Origin of the sequence: Nocardia sp. NBC_01377 (assembly GCF_045040005.1) — a bacterium.
Classification (GTDB): Bacteria; Actinomycetota; Actinomycetes; order Mycobacteriales; family Mycobacteriaceae; genus Nocardia; species Nocardia noduli.
This window is the reverse complement of record NZ_CP109566.1, coordinates 3669651-3686143: the sequence shown is the minus strand read 5'-3', so window position 1 is coordinate 3686143 and position 16493 is coordinate 3669651. Positions and strand designations below refer to the sequence as shown.

The 16493-nt window shown below is 63.5% G+C and carries 16 protein-coding genes, 1 tRNA gene and 1 pseudogene; 9 read left to right on the top strand and 9 right to left on the bottom strand.

Annotation, left to right across the window (positions count from 1 at the left end; genetic code table 11):
- Positions 1–2: 2 nt before the first annotated feature.
- From OG225_RS16935 to OG225_RS16915, 5 genes are all read left to right on the top strand, one after another.
- Entirely contained in the window at positions 3–368 is a 366-nt protein-coding gene (locus OG225_RS16935) for a hypothetical protein (protein ID WP_405182538.1), read from the top strand.
- Between the two features lie 423 nt (positions 369–791).
- Positions 792–1061: a hypothetical protein gene (locus tag OG225_RS16930; RefSeq protein WP_405182537.1), complete on the top strand. Its 270-nt coding sequence runs from the start codon at positions 792–794 to the stop codon at positions 1059–1061.
- A 115-nt stretch (positions 1062–1176) separates the two neighbouring features.
- Positions 1177–2022: a transposase family protein gene (locus tag OG225_RS16925; protein ID WP_331758801.1), complete on the top strand. Its 846-nt coding sequence runs from the start codon at positions 1177–1179 to the stop codon at positions 2020–2022.
- Between the two features lie 106 nt (positions 2023–2128).
- Positions 2129–3538: a tyrosine-type recombinase/integrase gene (locus OG225_RS16920; protein WP_405182536.1), complete on the top strand. Its 1410-nt coding sequence runs from the start codon at positions 2129–2131 to the stop codon at positions 3536–3538.
- Between the two features lie 139 nt (positions 3539–3677).
- Complete coding sequence (locus OG225_RS16915; protein WP_405182535.1) at positions 3678–5423, top strand: recombinase family protein; 1746 nt, start codon at positions 3678–3680, stop codon at positions 5421–5423.
- Here the strand turns inward: OG225_RS16915 and OG225_RS16910 are convergent.
- A tRNA-Leu gene (locus OG225_RS16910) sits at positions 5405–5489 on the bottom strand. The two genes, OG225_RS16915 and OG225_RS16910, sit on opposite strands and share 19 nt — an antisense overlap.
- A gap of 162 nt (positions 5490–5651) precedes the next feature.
- The gene (locus OG225_RS16905; RefSeq protein ID WP_405182534.1) at positions 5652–6512 is read right to left on the bottom strand and encodes an NAD(P)-dependent oxidoreductase; all 861 of its coding nucleotides are present in this window, start codon (positions 6510–6512) and stop codon (positions 5652–5654) included.
- A 190-nt stretch (positions 6513–6702) separates the two neighbouring features.
- Between OG225_RS16905 and OG225_RS16900 the strand changes: the two genes are divergently transcribed.
- On the top strand, positions 6703–7047 hold the full coding sequence (locus OG225_RS16900; RefSeq protein WP_405182533.1) for a winged helix-turn-helix transcriptional regulator: 345 nt from the start codon (positions 6703–6705) through the stop codon (positions 7045–7047).
- 9 nt (positions 7048–7056) lie between these two features.
- Here the strand turns inward: OG225_RS16900 and OG225_RS16895 are convergent, their stop codons facing one another.
- From OG225_RS16895 to OG225_RS16875, 5 genes are all read right to left on the bottom strand, one after another.
- Positions 7057–8478, bottom strand: coding sequence for an NF041680 family putative transposase (locus tag OG225_RS16895; protein WP_331758060.1), 1422 nt, complete (start codon positions 8476–8478; stop codon positions 7057–7059).
- A gap of 404 nt (positions 8479–8882) precedes the next feature.
- Entirely contained in the window at positions 8883–8987 is a 105-nt protein-coding gene (locus OG225_RS16890; protein ID WP_405183548.1) for an NAD(P)-binding protein, read from the bottom strand.
- Positions 8988–9147: 160 nt separating this feature from the next.
- Positions 9148–9570, bottom strand: a complete 423-nt coding sequence (locus OG225_RS16885; RefSeq protein ID WP_405182532.1) for a hypothetical protein — start codon at positions 9568–9570, stop codon at positions 9148–9150.
- 461 nt (positions 9571–10031) lie between these two features.
- On the bottom strand, positions 10032–10463 hold the full coding sequence (locus OG225_RS16880) for a hypothetical protein (RefSeq protein ID WP_405182531.1): 432 nt from the start codon (positions 10461–10463) through the stop codon (positions 10032–10034).
- A gap of 57 nt (positions 10464–10520) precedes the next feature.
- Positions 10521–11021: a hypothetical protein gene (locus OG225_RS16875; RefSeq protein WP_405182530.1), complete on the bottom strand. Its 501-nt coding sequence runs from the start codon at positions 11019–11021 to the stop codon at positions 10521–10523.
- Between the two features lie 384 nt (positions 11022–11405).
- Here OG225_RS16875 and OG225_RS16870 point away from each other — a divergent pair.
- Both OG225_RS16870 and OG225_RS16865 read left to right on the top strand, forming a co-directional pair.
- A pseudogene (locus OG225_RS16870) lies at positions 11406–11591 on the top strand (hypothetical protein); the annotation flags it as partial.
- 36 nt (positions 11592–11627) lie between these two features.
- The gene (locus OG225_RS16865; RefSeq protein WP_405183285.1) at positions 11628–12203 is read left to right on the top strand and encodes a DUF4333 domain-containing protein; all 576 of its coding nucleotides are present in this window, start codon (positions 11628–11630) and stop codon (positions 12201–12203) included.
- 144 nt (positions 12204–12347) lie between these two features.
- Here OG225_RS16865 and OG225_RS16860 read toward each other — a convergent pair whose 3' ends face one another.
- Positions 12348–13790, bottom strand: coding sequence for an aldehyde dehydrogenase family protein (locus OG225_RS16860; RefSeq protein ID WP_405182529.1), 1443 nt, complete (start codon positions 13788–13790; stop codon positions 12348–12350).
- A gap of 513 nt (positions 13791–14303) precedes the next feature.
- The gene (locus OG225_RS16855) at positions 14304–14588 is read right to left on the bottom strand and encodes a hypothetical protein (protein ID WP_405182528.1); all 285 of its coding nucleotides are present in this window, start codon (positions 14586–14588) and stop codon (positions 14304–14306) included.
- Positions 14589–14818: 230 nt separating this feature from the next.
- On the opposite strand from OG225_RS16855, the gene OG225_RS16850 reads away from it, so the two are divergent.
- Positions 14819–16474: an ATP-binding protein gene (locus OG225_RS16850; protein WP_405182527.1), complete on the top strand. Its 1656-nt coding sequence runs from the start codon at positions 14819–14821 to the stop codon at positions 16472–16474.
- Positions 16475–16493 lie beyond the last annotated feature (19 nt).

Genomic DNA, 16493 nt, shown 5'->3' with positions numbered 1-16493 from the left:
CCATGTCCCAACCGGACAACGACTCCACCCGCAAGACCATGGCCATTCGGGTAGACCCCGCGATCCACGCCGAGATCAGCTTGATCGCTCAACTCCGTGGCAACACCCTCGCGGACGAACACCTGCAGGCCGTGCTCGATCACATCGAACGAGCACGAAATGAGGCTGATCTCGCGGAGCGCGCTGATTCTGCCATCGAGGAAATCGAGCGAGAGGCAGCACTCAGACGTGCAGCGATCGAACGCCTGCGTGGTGGTCGCTCTTCGGCGGTGATTGCCACCGAGACGACCGACCAGGGCAGCGGGGAATCCACCCCGACGCCCTCACCACGGCGAAGCAGGAAGAGCGCTGACGCGTCGGACGGCTGAGTCCCAGTTCTTGAAGAGCTGCCCTGATGGGCACGTCATGAACTGACCGGCTCAGTCGCCAGATGGAATATCGAAGGTTCGACAGGTTGGGACGATGAACGGCTACCGCCATTCATCACCCGCCTGTCGGACTTCGATCCCCATCCTTCAATATATCGAACATAATCGATGGAAGATCCCGCCGATAAATCGATGTCACAAACGATAATATGTTGTTAAATAATCCTATGAATATTGATTGGTTGCGCCAACGGAGTTAAAATCAGGGCAAATTCAGACGAAGCCAACGGCTAGCCCTGACGCACATACTCCCGAGCGTATTCCATTCATGAAGCAAGGAAAGGAGGGAATCACTATGCATGCACTGACAAACCTTGACATCGGAGGATCTTATCGCTGGTTCTCTCCAGCGGAGATACTGCAATGAACGGTACATTGAAGAACAGTCAGGTGCTGCACACCCTGGCCGATGCACTTGTGCGAATCGCCGACGGTGATGAGGTTGAACGCGATTGGCTGATCGAACAACTTGCGACTACCGACAAACCTGCTCGAAAAGCTACTGCTGGCGAACTGCTCGAAATTACCGAAGCTTGTTCGCGTCTACGCATCAGCAAGTGGAGCCTGTACCAGCTGATCCATGAACGCAAAATCGGCACGGTGAAGATTGAACGTTTCCGAGTAGTGGTCTGACGGATCGGTTGCTGCGGCGGTGCTGAAAGATGTTGGGGTGGAACGCGAAACGCGGAACCTCTGGCGTATGAAGGAGGTCCGACTAAAGATCAACTTCACAGAGGTTCCGCGCGTCATGAGTGTCGCATACATCGCCATCCTGCCGTTGCCCGAGTCCACCGTCGCCCACGTCGCGGGCTTGCTGGCCGCGCGCCGCCAGGCCTTGGGGACCCGCTGGAGGGCGTTGACCTGCCTCGAACAGGCAGTGCTGGGGTTGCGGTGGTTCACCGACGGCACCCGTGTCGAGCAGCTCGCCCTGGACAACGCGATCGGCCGCACCACCGCCTACGACAGCCTCCACGAGGTGATCGATACTCTCGCCGCCCAGGCCCCGGCCTTGCACAACGTGCTGCTGGCCGCGAAAGTCGCTGGGCACCAGCACATCAGCGTGGACGGTACGCTCATCCACACCGACCGGGTCGGCCAAGCCGGCCCCACCACCGCCAAAGCCACCTCGGTGCCACGCCGGGTCAAAGTCGACCTCTGGTGGTCGGGAAAACACGGCCGCCACGGCGGGAACATCCAGGTCGTTACCGCCCCGGACGGGTGGCCGATGTGGACCTCCGAGGTTCGTCCGGGACGTGAGCACGATGTCACCGCGCTGCGCGCCCACCCCGAGATGCTGCCCGCGCTCACGGACTGGACCGGTGAAAACCTGCCCGTGCTGGGCGATCTCGGATACTTGGGCGAGGCCACAACGATCACGGTCGCGGTCAAGAAGCCCAAGGGCGGGCAGCTGACCGACGAACAGAAAACGGCGAACAAGGCCCACAACCAGGTTCGCGCGGTCGGTGAGCGCGGTAACGCACTGCTCAAATGGTTCAAGGCATTGCGTCGAGTCAGCTTGTGCCCGTGCCGGATCGGTGCCATCGCCGCAGCCGCGCTGGTGTTGCTGCATCTTCAACACGGCCGCAGCGTCTGACCGTGACACGCCGCTACTCGGAAAGGCTCATTGGACGACGTCGGTTCGTGCCGTCCAAAGAGATTGGCCGCTTTATCGATGAGCTAACGGCAGCCGGAGGAGCGCTATGACCCGGCGAGGTATTGGTGAAGGAACTGTCTACCGTCGCAAGGATGGGCGGTGGGAAGGGGCTGCCTATCTCGGCACTGTTAGCGGCAAGGTTCGTCGGCTACGAGTGTATGGCAGGACACGGAAGGAAGCGCATGAAAAGCTGACGATCAGAGTGGCCGATATGCAGCGAGGCATACCGATCCCTGATCAAGAGTGGACCATAGGAGCATACGTCGAACACTGGATGCGTACGATAGCCCCATCAGTATTGCGCCCGACGACGATCCATCTGTACCGCAATATCATCCGCCTTTATCTCAGGCCCGTGCTCTATGAACGATCGCTAACACGATTGACTGTCACAGAACTTCAGGCAATCGTGGATCGAGAGTACGAGACAGGCAAGACACCCTCGATGCTCCGCCAAATGCGAACGGTGCTGAGTGCTGCTCTGACTCGAGCGATGCGTGAGGATCTGGTAGTTCGCAATGTTGCGCGCCTGGTCGTTCTGCCTGCCTACCGCCGAAGGGTCACGCAGCCCTGGACATCTGCTGAAGTTGCGCGGTTTTTGTCTGCCGCCAAAAGTCATCGGCTCTATGCTGCCTATTTGATTGTGTCCCTGTATGGCGTGCGGGAAGGTGAAGTACTCGGGCTTCGATGGTCCGACATCGATTGGAAGCGTGGCCAGATCCACATCCGGCAGCAACTTCATTATTACGATGGTAAATTCACGACGGGAGCACCGAAGTCCGACATGGGCAAGAGAGATCTCCCCCTTTTGCAGCCTGTTCGTGTTTCGCTACAGAATTATAAAATCCACCATCAGCATATTGACGCCGAAACGGCCGAACTGGGGGATATAATATTTCACACCAATGGTCAGCCAGTCAGTCCGAGCTATCTCCTTTGGACCTTCAAGCGGATGCAGCGTAAAGCCGGGCTTCGAAGGATACGCTTGCACGATCTGCGACACACCGTGGCCACGCTGCTCAAGAACGCCAATGTTCCAGACCGCGATATTCAACTTATCCTGGGTCATGCTCGCATTACTACGACGCAAGAGTTGTACGAACATAGCGACGTCGACAGGCAGCAGCAGGGGCTCAGTCAACTGGAACGTTCTGTGCTGGGCGGTGACGGACGCCCACTTAGCCGTCAAACCCTGCCGTCAGACGACAAATCCAACAAAATCCGCTTTGTCAGTACCTCTGTGGAAGATGCGCCGATCTACCGAAATGCGGCAATTATGGTATATTTTTCTGCCCCTTCCGAGAGAGTTCCTGTCACCTCTGTTATTCGACAACTACATGCGCGCTTATCCATACGATTCCTAGGCGGCTTAGCCGTCAACGTAGCCGTCAAAAATCGTAGCTCAAATAGTGAGCAGTGGCAGCTTAAAAATCCCAGCCAGCAGGATTATCGGTGACAGAAAATCCCCCGGACATCACCGCAGATTTTCCGCACTATCCACCACCCCTCAATCCCGCAGCAGCTCGCATCCTGCTGCGCATCATCCGGCAAACAGCGAAGCCAACCAAACCGATCAAAATGAAAGGAGGCGTGCCATGTCAGACCAAAGCGGTGAGTGGGCCACCCTCGACGGGCTCCTCGGCATCACGATCGAGGATGTCAGCAGGCTCGAAGATGTCCTCTTCGCGTTCTACGGGCGATGCTCGACCGAAGACAACCAGGACCCCGAAACGTCGTATGCGTGGCAGTACGGCAACGGGGAGAAGTTCACCCTCGGCAAGATCGTCACATCGTACTTCGACGTAGGCCAATCCCGTTCGGTGCCGTGGCATCGACGCACCGAGGCAGGGCGCCTGCTGGCGGACATCAAGAATCCGAACCGGGGCTGGACCGCAGTGGTAGTGGGTGAAGGCACCCGCTGCTGGTTCGGCAACCAATTCAGTTTGGTGGCACCGCTATTCAGGGCCTACGGCGTCGAGATCTGGGTTCCCGAACTCGGCGGGCGATACGATCCCTTCAATCCTTCCCACAACATGTTGATGAGCATGCTCGGTGGGATGAGTGAGTCCGAACGTCAACACGTGCAGAAGCGCACCCGGGCAGGCATGGACGCCCAGGTGCTCAACGAGGGCCGTCATCAAGGCGGCAGAGCGCCATACGGATACCTGGCAGTCGATGGGCCGCCCCATCCCAACCCCAGCCGGGCAGCAGCCGGTCTAAAGCTGCGTATCTTGGTTCTCGATGAACCTGCGGCTGCGGTAGTGCGCCGGATCTTCCGCGAATACCTGCTTGGTCGTGGTGATCGAGCGATTGCTGCAGCTTTGAATCGTGACGGCATTCTGTGCCCCTCAGCGCACCATCCCGGCCAGAATTCTCACCGTTCCGGTGACGGCTGGCAGGCATCCACGGTCCGGGCGATTCTGGAGAACCCGCGCTACACCGGCTATGCGGTGTTCGGGCGGTGGAGCAAGCATGAAGATCTGCTCGATCCCAACGACGTGGCAGCGGGGCACGTCGTACGTTTCCGTCGGGCGAACCAGGACCGAGTAGTGCGCTCCCGCCGACCCGCACATCCGGCGATCGTGTCTGTCGAAACATTCACCCAGGCATACCTGACCCGTCGTCGGAAAGCAGCTGGCGGCCACCAGGGGCAGGCACGGTTGGAACGGACTAGAGTCACGACATCCAGCAACCGGTGGTATCCATTGCGCGGATGCATCCGGTGCGAGCTGTGCAACCGCAAGATGGAAGCAACCGCCAAGGCCAACCAGATCTACTACCGTTGCCGCGTCCGCACGCTAGTTCCGGGAAGCCCCGTGCTTGATACGCACCCGATCACGGTCAACCTGCGCCAGACGGCGCTCCTCGGTCCGCTGAATAACTGGATCGGCACCCTGTTCGACCCCACTCATCGTGCTGACACCATCGCCCAGCTGATCGACGCACAGGAAACCGTCGACTACGAACAGCAGCGACGGTCGGCCAAGCAACGGCTTGTCGACGCTGAAACCAAACTGCGCAGGCACCAGGCAGCAATTGAGGCCGGGGTCGATGCCGCAGCACTCGTCGAAGCCATCAACGGAGCGCAGATGGATCGCACCCTCGCTCAGGCTGAACTCGATACCACCCCGACCCTGCGGCCGATCGAGGCCAGCGAGCTGGAGCGGATGATTGATGGACTGGGCGATATCGCGGAAGTCTTGTCAGAAGGAAGCCCGAGCGACCAAACCGCTCTCTATCAGGCATTGCGGGTTGAAATCCGGTATCACCCTGAACGCAAACGGGCTACCGTCAGCGTTCAGGGACCGGTGGTTAACGTGTGTGTCCGGAGGGGGACTTGAACCCCCACGCCCGTTAAAGGGCACTAGCACCTCAAGCTAGCGCGTCTGCCATTCCGCCACCCGGACCGGTGGTGCTCAGCAAGATTAACGGATGCGTCGGCTGGGACCAAATCGCGGTACAACCGGACGCGCCCGGCGGGATTCTGCCGGGCGCGTCCGGCCTCTGGCCGGGGCGAATTCATCGGTTCGGCACGATTCCGAGCCCCGGTCGTCGGCGGCTCAGCGGAGCTATTCGAACGTTCGAGCGAAAGCGAGGTCGCCGTGCCCATCGGCGACCTGACGGTCGATGAGATTCTTCACCGGCGCGATGACATCGAGTGCGATCCCCGCGTCGCGACTGGCCGTCACGATGGCGTCCAGCGCGGCTTTCTGGAAACCCAGGTGCTGGACATCGGTGGTGTAGTCACCGGAATCGATGGTTCGGCCGTATTCCGGGAGCCCGTGTGCCATCGCCGTCACCCACCTGGACGCGCGTTCCACGAATTCCGCGGCGGACACACCGACCGAGCGGATCATCGCCGCCCCGTGGAAGAAGCCGGCGAACATCGAGTACATCACCGACAGCAGGGCGAAATCGTAGGTGGAAGCCAGTCCCGGATCTTCCCCGAGATATTCTGCCGCAGCCAGCGACTCGAGCAGCGATCGGTTGCTCTCGAATACGGCGCGGTCCCCGCTGTAGAGGATCGACGCTCCTGGCTGCCCGATCATCGACGGCACCGCCATGATCCCGCCGTCGAGATAGCCGACGCCGTTCGCCGCCGCCCACCTCGCCAGTTCGCGGGCGTGTTCCGGCGCGGTGCTGGTCAGGTTGATCAGCTGTCGTCCTCTCAGTCGAGCGACGACGGGGTCCAGAGTTTCGTGCACCGAGGTGTGGTCGAGCAGCACCGCGATGACGAGATCGTTCACTCCGACTGCCTCGGCGACCGAGGGCGCGCGAGTGGCGCCGACTTCGATCAGATCGTCACCGCGCCCGGATGTCCGATTCCACACGGTCGTCGGTCGGCCGCTCGCGACGAGCGCCCCGGCCAGAGCATGTCCCATAGCGCCGAGACCGAGCACGGTCACTCCGTCGTGCAGGATTTCCGCCATGTGCGGATCAACTCCTCGAATAGGAAATATCGTGGTCAGCGCGCTGAAACAAACAGTGCCTCCGCGTCGTTGAGTCGACAAGTACCCACTATTCGGTCGGGGACTTACCGGTGGGTGTGTGAGCAGGTAGCGAGGTCGCGCGGTAGGTGAGAAGAGATCCGGCCCATATTTCTGCGGTATCGACGCTGCCATGGACGTGATCGGCGGTAAATGGAAGGCCCTGATCCTGTGGGAGCTGGAAGCGAACGGCGTACGCCGTTTCGGTCAACTCCGCCGCGGACTTCCCGGAGTCTCCGAGAAGATGCTCATCCAGCACCTGCGCGAACTCGAAGCCGACGGCATCATCGCCCGCGAGATCTTCGCCGAGATCCCACCCCGCGTGGAATACGAGCTGACACAACTCGGTTCGGAGCTCAACAGCGCCCTGCGACCGCTCGGGGCATGGGGCCGCGACCGCATCGACCGCATCGGCGCGAATCGCGTCCAACCGCCCCCGTGCCCCCGCGATTGGCATTCCTTGTACCGATATGTCTAAGCTTGAGATTTAAGGTTGTGGCCCCGGCGTAGCCGGGGCCACACGGGTTTTGCCGACCTCTGGATGTGGCGCGATGTGCCGGTTCTTGCTGCCTTTCGGGCGGCCGGGGCCGGGGCGTGAGGGTTTCGGCGCGCTGGCCGGATTGGGGGTTTTCCGGCGGAGGTGGCGAAACCCGCGACGGACGCGGGCGGGGGTGAGCCGGTGCGGGTCGGTGACGGGTTTCTCCCAGGGGCGGCGCAGGTCGGTGGTGAGGCCGCGTGCGAGCCGCAGCTGGGTGTGGGCGGTGAGGATCAGCCAGGTCCAGCGGTCGCCCTGGGCGGCGGTACGGACCCGGGGCCGGGTCCAGCCGAGGGTTTGTTTCAGGAACCGGAAGGTGTGCTCGATGTCGAAGCGGCGCAGGAACGCCTGCCAGTAGCGGTCCACGTCCGCTGCGGCGCTTTCGGCACGGGATGTCCACAGCCACACCGGTTTCGGGTTTCGGTCGCCGGGTAGCCGATCCACGGTCAACCGGATCAGGGCGCCCTCGATGATCGGTGGCGGACCGTCGAGGTCGGCCCAGGGGCCGCGGTGGGTGAGCCGGGGATGCAACCGGTGCCAGGCAGTGGTGCGGGCGGTGCCGTAGCGAAGGGTGTCGGTGCTGGTCGTGACCGCGGGCTCGGGATGGGTCGCCGGGTCGGCGAGGGTGAACACCGGGCCGTGGCGCGGCGGGCGGCCCGTGCGGGCCCGCGCGGCGGCGGGGAAGCAGAACACCCGATCCGACCGCACCCTACCTACCAGCTCAACCGGCAGATCCGCCAACAGCCACGCCAAGCGGCAGATATCGTAGCCGGCGTCGAACACGATCACGATGTCGCGATCCCCGGGCCGATGATGCCCGGCCGCGCGCAGCCGGGCAACCACGTCGCGGACCTGGGCGGCGGTCACCGCGGTGAGGTCCTCGTCACGGCCGATACGCTGCGCGTCCAGCAGCGCGCACCAGCTCGACGCCCCGGACTCGAGCGCGGCGACGAACGAGTACGGCCAGCCCGGGATCAGCTGCGCGTTGCCCTTGCCGCGCCCATAGGTATGACAGAAACAACGGTCGGCACTGGTCATAGCGTCGGGCCGCAGCCACGGTGACACATCCACCGCCAGCCTGATCCGGCCGCCGCGCTCACACGGGACCGGCAATCCGGTCACCGCCCGCCGCAGCCTGGTGACATCGAGCCGGCCCGCCGCCAGCGCGTCGTACATACCGCCATGACCACGGCGATGCTCGGCCACCAGAGACAACCCGACCAGCGTGGTCACCGGCCCGTCCGCGCACAACACCGCCTCACACAGCTCGAACAACGCATCCGCTCGCGCGCTCGCACACCGGTACAACTCCTGCCGAAACGCCGACAACTCCCCGGCCGCACCCTCGCGACCAGGATCGTGCACACTGTTCATCGAAGCCCTTGGTTCATGAGATTCGTTCTGTAGCAAGATGAATCATCAACCAAGGGCTTCACCCATGATCAACCGGGGCGACCTACCCCAGCTCAGAGGTTAAATCTCAAGCTGAGAGATCCTCGAGAACCGACGACATCAGCGGATCATCGGACCTCCCTACTGCAGACGACATCAACCGATCGCATCCACCGCAGGCAACCCTGGCTACACCGCTTCCGAAGGTGGACCCAATGCAGAAACCGGAACTGCCCCAGAACTCTTCACCGGCGCACGCCACCCGCCGAGGCGCCGGCACCGAGCCTGCAGAACTCGAAGTCATCATCCCGACGAATCCGCCCGACCCCACACCCGCCGCGGCTCGAGCATTGCTGGATCTCCTCACCAACCTCGTAACCAGGCCGCTATGCCGAGGTGCGCTCGACGACGGTGACTCGGAAGCCGTACCTGCTGAGCCAATACGCGAGTACCGGACCCGCGATGCTGGCGCCGGAAATCAGAATGCGCATAGGACCGCTTTCTCTCGATCGATCGGTGATGCGGGCATCCTGTCGAGAGACGACGCGATGCGTCTTGGAGAAATGTCAGCCGATGGTCGAAGAGAGGGCGTTGTCGGATCGGTGCACACGCACGGCGCCGAAGAGGCCCCGGCATGGATTTGCCCTGCCGTTATCGGCGGAAATCTTGGGTCGGGTCGTCGGCTGCGATATTTCGGAGTTGCTCCGCGATTGCCTTCTGTTCTTCCGTGGCCGTCTCGCTCGGTTGGTGAATCCACCATCCGGGTCCCCAACGCAACACCTTGCCGTACAGGGGCAGGATAAGACCATCCTCGAAACCGGCTGCGGGAGTGCGAATATCACGGACCAGCGGGTCGGCGTCGGACTCTGCGTCGAAGCGCCCCGCACCGGGAACGTAGCGGTGCGTCACCTCTTGCAGGCAGTCGAAGAAGACCCACTGCCCACCGTCGGACGGCGCGTAACACAGCACGCGTCGGCCGACCCGCAGACTCGGCTCGCCGAAGGTGGCCGCGATCTCGCTGCGCCGTAGGTCGCGGTTCGCTACCCAGTCCCGCAAGCCGTCATCGGTGCCCATTCGGTCGGGCCGAGAACCCTATCCAACTCGAGGTAGCCGAGTCGGTGGTAGAACTCGGCATATACCGATGCGACTTCGGCGGTGCCCCGATCGGACTCGGCGCGGCGTTGTGTGTGGGCTGCTGCTCGGCCCCGATCCTCATCGCCGCCGGAATCCTGAGCAGCGGAACACTGTCGGTGAGCCTGTCATGGCTCGAACCCCTCGGCTTCGGGCTGCTCACCATCGGTGTGGCCGGTCTGATCCGGTCACGGACCCGCACCCGCCGCACCACCTGCGCAGCAGCCGAAGACAGCGGCGCAGGTGGATGCGCGGGCACCGGATGCGGCTGCACGAGCTCTACGACCGCGATGCGGTGGGCGCGTCCAACACTGGTGCCGGATTTGAAGCCCCACTCGGCCGGTACGGATTCCTTATCCCGCCTGCGACCATGGCCAACGGTTCGTACCAGGCCGTTGTCATGATCACCGCCGTCGCGCGACGACCCAGGCCAGGACCGCCGCCGACACCGCACCCACCGCGATGACCGCAGCGCGGTTGCGTCGGGTCCATTCGGCGAGCTGCTTGCCCGCGTCCTCGACCCGTTCGGAGAACGAAGGCTCCGCCGCGGTCCCCGGCGGCTCGGTGGCGGTCGCGGGTGTGACTTCGCGGTCGGTGTGCAGTCCCTCGAGGTCATCGGTCAGACCGGGGGTCATCGTCGGGGTGGTGGCCGCGACCAGATCCGGTGGCCCCGGAATCTCGGATTGTGAGCTGTCGCCGTCCACGCGGGGACCGGGGTGCACGCTGTCGAGGTCCTCGTGCAGGCCCGGGGTCATCTCGGGGGTGGTGGCAGCAGCCAGTTCCGGTGCCTCGAGAGTCTCGGATTCGGGTGAGTCGGTGTGCTTGTCGGGGGTCATGGATACCTCGCTTCCTGTCCGCGACGTACCCGCCGAAACCGCAGGCAAACGAGCGGGCTAGCGCTTGTCCTTCTTGGCTTGGCGCCGTGCCCCGGCGGCGATGCTGGATGCCTCGTACTTCTTTCGGCCAGGGGATTCGCGGGTGGTATCGACGCGTGTCTTTCCCGGAGAGTCGACCTTCCCGGGACCGGTGTCGATTTCGCTGAAGGACGGCGCGTCCTTGCGGGCGAGTGCGAGCCTCTCGTCCTTCAACTTGCGAGCATTTTGCCTCGAGGCCGTGGCCAGTTGGCGGCTGACCCTGCTGAGTGCGCCTTCGAAGATTTCCGCTTTGGCCGCGCTACGGATATTCGCGGATTTTCCGGTGCCGCGCGCGCCCTTGGCTTCGACCTTCTCCGCGCCGGCTCGGCGATACACCTTGACGAATTTGTTGCGCGCGCGCCGCACGCGGGTGTGCAGTCGGATCAGCGCCTCTTCGTCGAGGTCGGCGATCTGTGCCTTCTTGGTGCTGCGGACCAGGACATATTCATCTTCGGACAGCGAGTTCAGCGTCTTCGTCATATCGACTCCGATCTACCCGGGGTTCACCATCAGTTGGGAGTGTAGTGACGGGAGGAAACGTTTCCGCAGCGTCGCGGCAGTGTGAATCCATACCGAGATGGGAAATTGACCGTGATCCCGGCAGCTTGTCCGGGGCGGGATCGCGACCAGTTCCGGAGACTGTGTCACGGTGCTACCCGCGACCCGGCGGATCGGCTCCGCTGGTCGGACCACTCTGCGCCGATCGTGCGCGGCCGAGAATCGTGAACCCGAAGGCAGGCGATTCAGGGAATTATCGAGCGAGGATTGCAGAATCAAACCTTCGAATCTGTGGTGTGCGTTTCCGTGAGAATGCCGACAAAGAGCTGATTTTGAACCGATCGCGCTGCGACGTAATCTTCTTCGATGCGTAGGTGGTTGGCGGTTCTTGTCGTATTCGCCGCGTCCGGATGTGGTTTGTTCGGGCCGGAAAGGATCAGCGGTGACGAGGTAGCGGACAAAGTCCGCTCGTTCTTCGTGTCGACGGCGGGCGCCGATGCCAAGAGCGTGACGTGTGAAGGCGTCGATGCCGAAGTGGGCGCCGAAGCCTCCTGCACGGCAATAGATCTCGATGGCAGGAACTGGCCCATGACCGCCGTCGTCACGAATATCGAGGACGACCGGATCTCCTACACGCCACGGTTCGACGACCGGGTCATCGACAATTTCACGGTGCAAGCGAATATCGCACGAGCCCTCGAGGTGAAGACCGAGCGCTACTACAAGACCGTTACCTGTTCCGGCATCCACAAACTCGTGATCGACACGACTCGTACGTGCACGGTGACCGAAACGAACGACAACGTGTGGAATGTCGACTACACCATCACCGACACGAACGGCGGCGCCACCGTCACACTTCAGGATTCGGTGCTGTACGCAGGTACTTTGGAACCGATCGTCGAAGACCTCGCCCGGAGACTGTCCCTGCAATACCGTCTCGCGTCGGGCTACTTTTCTCAGGCGAGCGCCAGTTGCGCGAATATGTTGCGCGGCAGAACCGGAGAGGCCGTCCACTGCACGGCCGTTCTCGCGGACAAGAGCAGCACCGACGTCACCATCCGCACCACCAAGGTCGAATTCGACAAGATCTTCTTCGAAGTGTTCCCGGACAACGCACCCGACCTGAGTCTGGGCGGATGGCACTTGGCGGACCCTCGCTGAGAGTTCCCGTCGGCAGCCGCCGTGCTGATGAATCGAACGCGCCCGGGTCACGACGGGCCTTCGGTGACCGCGAAACCGGCGGAGTCGCCTCCGCCGGTTTCCTCACGGGCGCGGGAATACCCGCAGGACCTTCAGACCGACCGATCAGTGGCCGATGTAGACCGACTTGGTGTTGAAGTAGGCCTCGAGGCCCTTCTTGCCGCGCTCACCGCCCCAACCCGACTGCTTGTGGCCGCAGATCGGCATCGAGGGATCGGCCGCGAGGGCGGAGTTCACCCAGACCTGGCCCGCGCGCAGTTCGTTCACGACGCGGTGGGCGCGACCGAGGTTCTCGGTCCAGATGGACCCCGCGAGACCGTATTCGGTGTCGTTGGCGGCGGCGATGACCTCGTCCTCGTCGTCGAAGGGGATCACCGAGCCGACCGGGCCGAAGATCTCTTCCCGGATCAGGCGCATATCGGGTGTGGTGCCGGTGACGATCGTGGCCTCGTAGAAGTAGCCGCGACGGTCCATCGCCTTGCCGCCGGTCACCACCTGCGCTCCGGCGGCGACGCCCTCGTTCACGATGCCTTCCACGCGTTTGCGTTGTTTCTCGCTGATCAGCGGTCCGAGAACGGAATTGGGGTCGTCGCTGCCGCCCATCGGCAGCATCTTCGCGAAGGCGGCGAGACCGTCGACGACCTGTTCGTAGATGCCGCGCTGGACGTAGATGCGCGAGGTGCACGAGCAGTTCTGTCCCGATCCGGCGAGCAGGCCCATGCCCGCGCCCATGATCGCCTTGTCCAGATTCGCGTCGTCGAACATGATCAACGGTGATTTGCCGCCGAGTTCGAGTGTCAGACGCTTGAGGTTGCCCGCGGCCGCTTTGACGATCAGCCGTCCGACCTCGGTCGACCCGGTGAACGCGATCTTGTCGACGTCCGGATGTGCGGCCAGCGCCGCGCCGGTGGTCTCGCCGTAGCCGGTGACGACGTTCAGGACGCCGTCGGGCAGACCCGCCTCGCGGAAGATCTCCTCCAGTTTCAGCGCGGTGAGCGGCGTTTCCTCGGCGGGTTTGAGGACGGCGCTGCAACCCGCCGCGAGCGCGGGCGCGACCTTGAGCATCGCGATGAAGAACGGCCCGTTCCACGGGATGATGAGTCCGACCACGCCGACCGGCTCGAGCTGGGTGAAGGTGTGATAGTTCTCGAATTCGCCGAGTAGGCCGTCGGATACGAGATTGCTCGACTCGCCGTGGATCTTGCCGACCCAGCCCGCGTAGTACATGAGCATCTCGAGGGAGACCTTGATGATGTGCCGCGCGGCCACCGGATTCATACCGTTGTCGCGGGCCTCGATCGCCGCGAGTTCGTCGGTGCGGTCCCTGATGATGTTCGCGGCGCGGAAGAGCACGTCCGCGCGGTGCGCGGCGGGCAGTTTGCGCCAGACGCCCGACTCGAACGTCTCCCGCGCCCAAGCCACCGCCTCATCGACGGCCTTCCGGTCGGAATCGACGACTTCGGCGATCTGCTCCTCGGTGGACGGGTCGTAGACCGGAATGATTCCCGAGCTTTCGACCACGGGCTCGGCGTCGACGGTGGTAGTCACTGTTGCTCTCCTTTCACCGCGCCGCTCCGACACGGAGCAGCGCGATGCCTTGTGTTACCGAGAACCTTTGCTGGACAAGCAAAGAAGAGATCCGGCTGTCTGCCGACGGCATGCGTGGGCAGGCGGCGAACTTCGGTTCGAGGATGGTCTGGCGTTCGGAGGTGAGACTCCCGTGGACGTTCGCGCGCACTCGTTCGGCGTCGACCACCCGCCATGAGCATCACCCCTCGTTCGTCCACCACCGCTCGATCGAAGAGATCGGCGCTCCCGGCGTCACTTTGCTGATGCGCGTAAGTTCGACCGCCTCGGGCCCTTTCGGGTATTCGAGGCTGTCGACATCACCGCATCCACGGATGCCGGGAACATGTTCGTCCGCAGCGACGGACGACATTGCGAGAATATCACTCTCTTCAGATGAAAATCAGAGTTTCTTCTGACGAGAGGTCAAAATCCGCACGGCGGTGGCGACCTCGACGAACGTGGTCCGCGCATCGGGTCACCGCCGACGGATTGCTATGCCGTCGTACCGTTCGTCGCGGCGAACACCAGGAACCACACGAACAGCGCGACCGTCCCGAGCGTGCCTCCGACCACCGCGTCGCGGGGGTTGGTGGCCAGACCTTTGTCCCACCGCGCGAACCCGACCCACCCACACACGACCGCGATCACCGCGGCGGGCACCGCGACCAGATCGCCCACGGCCGGAACGAACGCGAAGACGAGCGCCACGATCCCGGCCACCAACGCGATGACGCCGACACCGTCGCGCGGCTCGGGCCGCGATGGTCGGTGCGGCAATGTGGCTCCTCCGTGCTGTCGAATCCGATGGTTCCGCCCGCCCTCGCCCGACGCTCGACCGGTGACCGCGGAACGGACCCGCACCTCATCGTGCCCTGCCGATCGCGAGGACGCAGCACCAACACGGGTTCGGGAGGTCGGCTAGGATTTCGGCGCCTCGCGGTCGGTTCCGGGCGGGTGTTGAGGTTCACGGCGCCCAGCTGGACGCCGTGTCCGGGTAGGAGGTACCGATGTCCGAGACCGGTTCCGCGGTGAGAACCGTGCCGAGCGGAGCGCGAGGCAGCGGACGTTTCACCGTGCAGACGTGGTTTCAGCTGGTCCTGGCCGTGATGGCGATCGTCGTCCTCATCGGTGCCGCCGCGGGCGCGCAGGTGATCGCCGAGACCAACACCGCCACCGATCGGCTGCTCGAGCACACCCAGCCCGCCTCCCGCGAGGCCGCCCAGTTGCAGAACGCGTTGATCAATCAGGAAACCGGTGTCCGCGGCTACGCCCTCACCGGGGACCGCAAATTCCTCGAACCCGATACTCTCGGCCGCGAACAGCAGGCCCGCGCGGCCGCACGGATCGCCGCGTTGATCGCCGACGATCCCGATCTGCTGACCGATCTGGACTTCGTGCAACGCGCCGCGGCGAAATGGCGAGCCGACTACGCGCGTACCGAGACCGCGTCCCCCGCGTCCCCCGCGTCCCCCGCGGCGCTGGCGGCCAATTCGGTGCAGGGTAAGGCGCTGTTCGACGAAATCCGCAAGGCTTTCGACGACCAGAGCGCGGGCTTCACGGCGGCCATCGCCGAAGACCGCCGCACCCTCGATCAGGCCAGGGCCCTGCGCAACACCGTGCTCACACTCATGGTGGCGGTACTCCTGCTGACCGGTCTCGTCCTGACGGTATTGGTGCGTCGTTTCGTCGCCCGCCCGCTCTCGGCGCTGACGACAGCGTCGTTGCGGGTCGCCGACGGCGATTTCGACCACCGCATCGACGTCACCGGCCCCGCCGATATCACCACCGTCGCCGCCGCCACCGAAAGCATGCGCCGCCGGGTGGTGTCGGAGTTGGAGATCTCCCGCGCCCAGGAAGCCGTTCTCGCCGGTCAGAAGGCCGAGCTCGACGTCCAGACCGAGGATCTGCGCCGCTCCAATACCGAATTGGAGCAGTTCGCCTACGTCGCCTCCCATGATCTCCAGGAACCGTTGCGCAAGGTCGCCTCGTTCTGTCAGCTGCTGGAGAAGCGCTACGGCGACCAACTCGACGCGCGCGGCAAGCAGTACATCGACTACGCCGTCGACGGCGCGAAACGCATGCAGGTCTTGATCAACGACCTGCTCACCTTCTCTCGCGTCGGCCGGTTGACCGATAGCGCCGCCCGTATCGGTCTCGGCGCCACCCTCGACGTCGCGTTGTCCAATATCTCCCCGGTCATCGAGGACACCGGCGCCCGCCTCGAACTGCCCGCGCGGTTGCCGGAGGTGGTGGGTGATCCGACGCTGTTGACGATGCTGTGGCAGAACCTGATCGCCAACGCCGTCAAATTCCGTGCCCCGGATCGCGCACCCCTGGTCAGGATCGACGCCGAACTGGAGGCCGATACGGGGATGTGGGGATTCGCGGTGACCGACAACGGGATCGGGATCGAGCCGGATTTCGCCGAGAAGGTGCTCGTCATCTTCCAGCGACTGCACAATCGGGAGGAATACGGCGGCACGGGGATCGGACTGGCGGTGTGCAGGAAGATCGTGGAGTATCACGGCGGCAAGATCTGGGTCGATACCGATTACACCGACGGTGGAACACGCTTCCGGTTCACCCTGCCCGCACCGGCATCCCTCGTCGAGGGCAGCACCGTCCTTACGGCCGATGACGGCGGTCGCGAAGTTCCACGGTGACCGACGCTCGAACAGACGC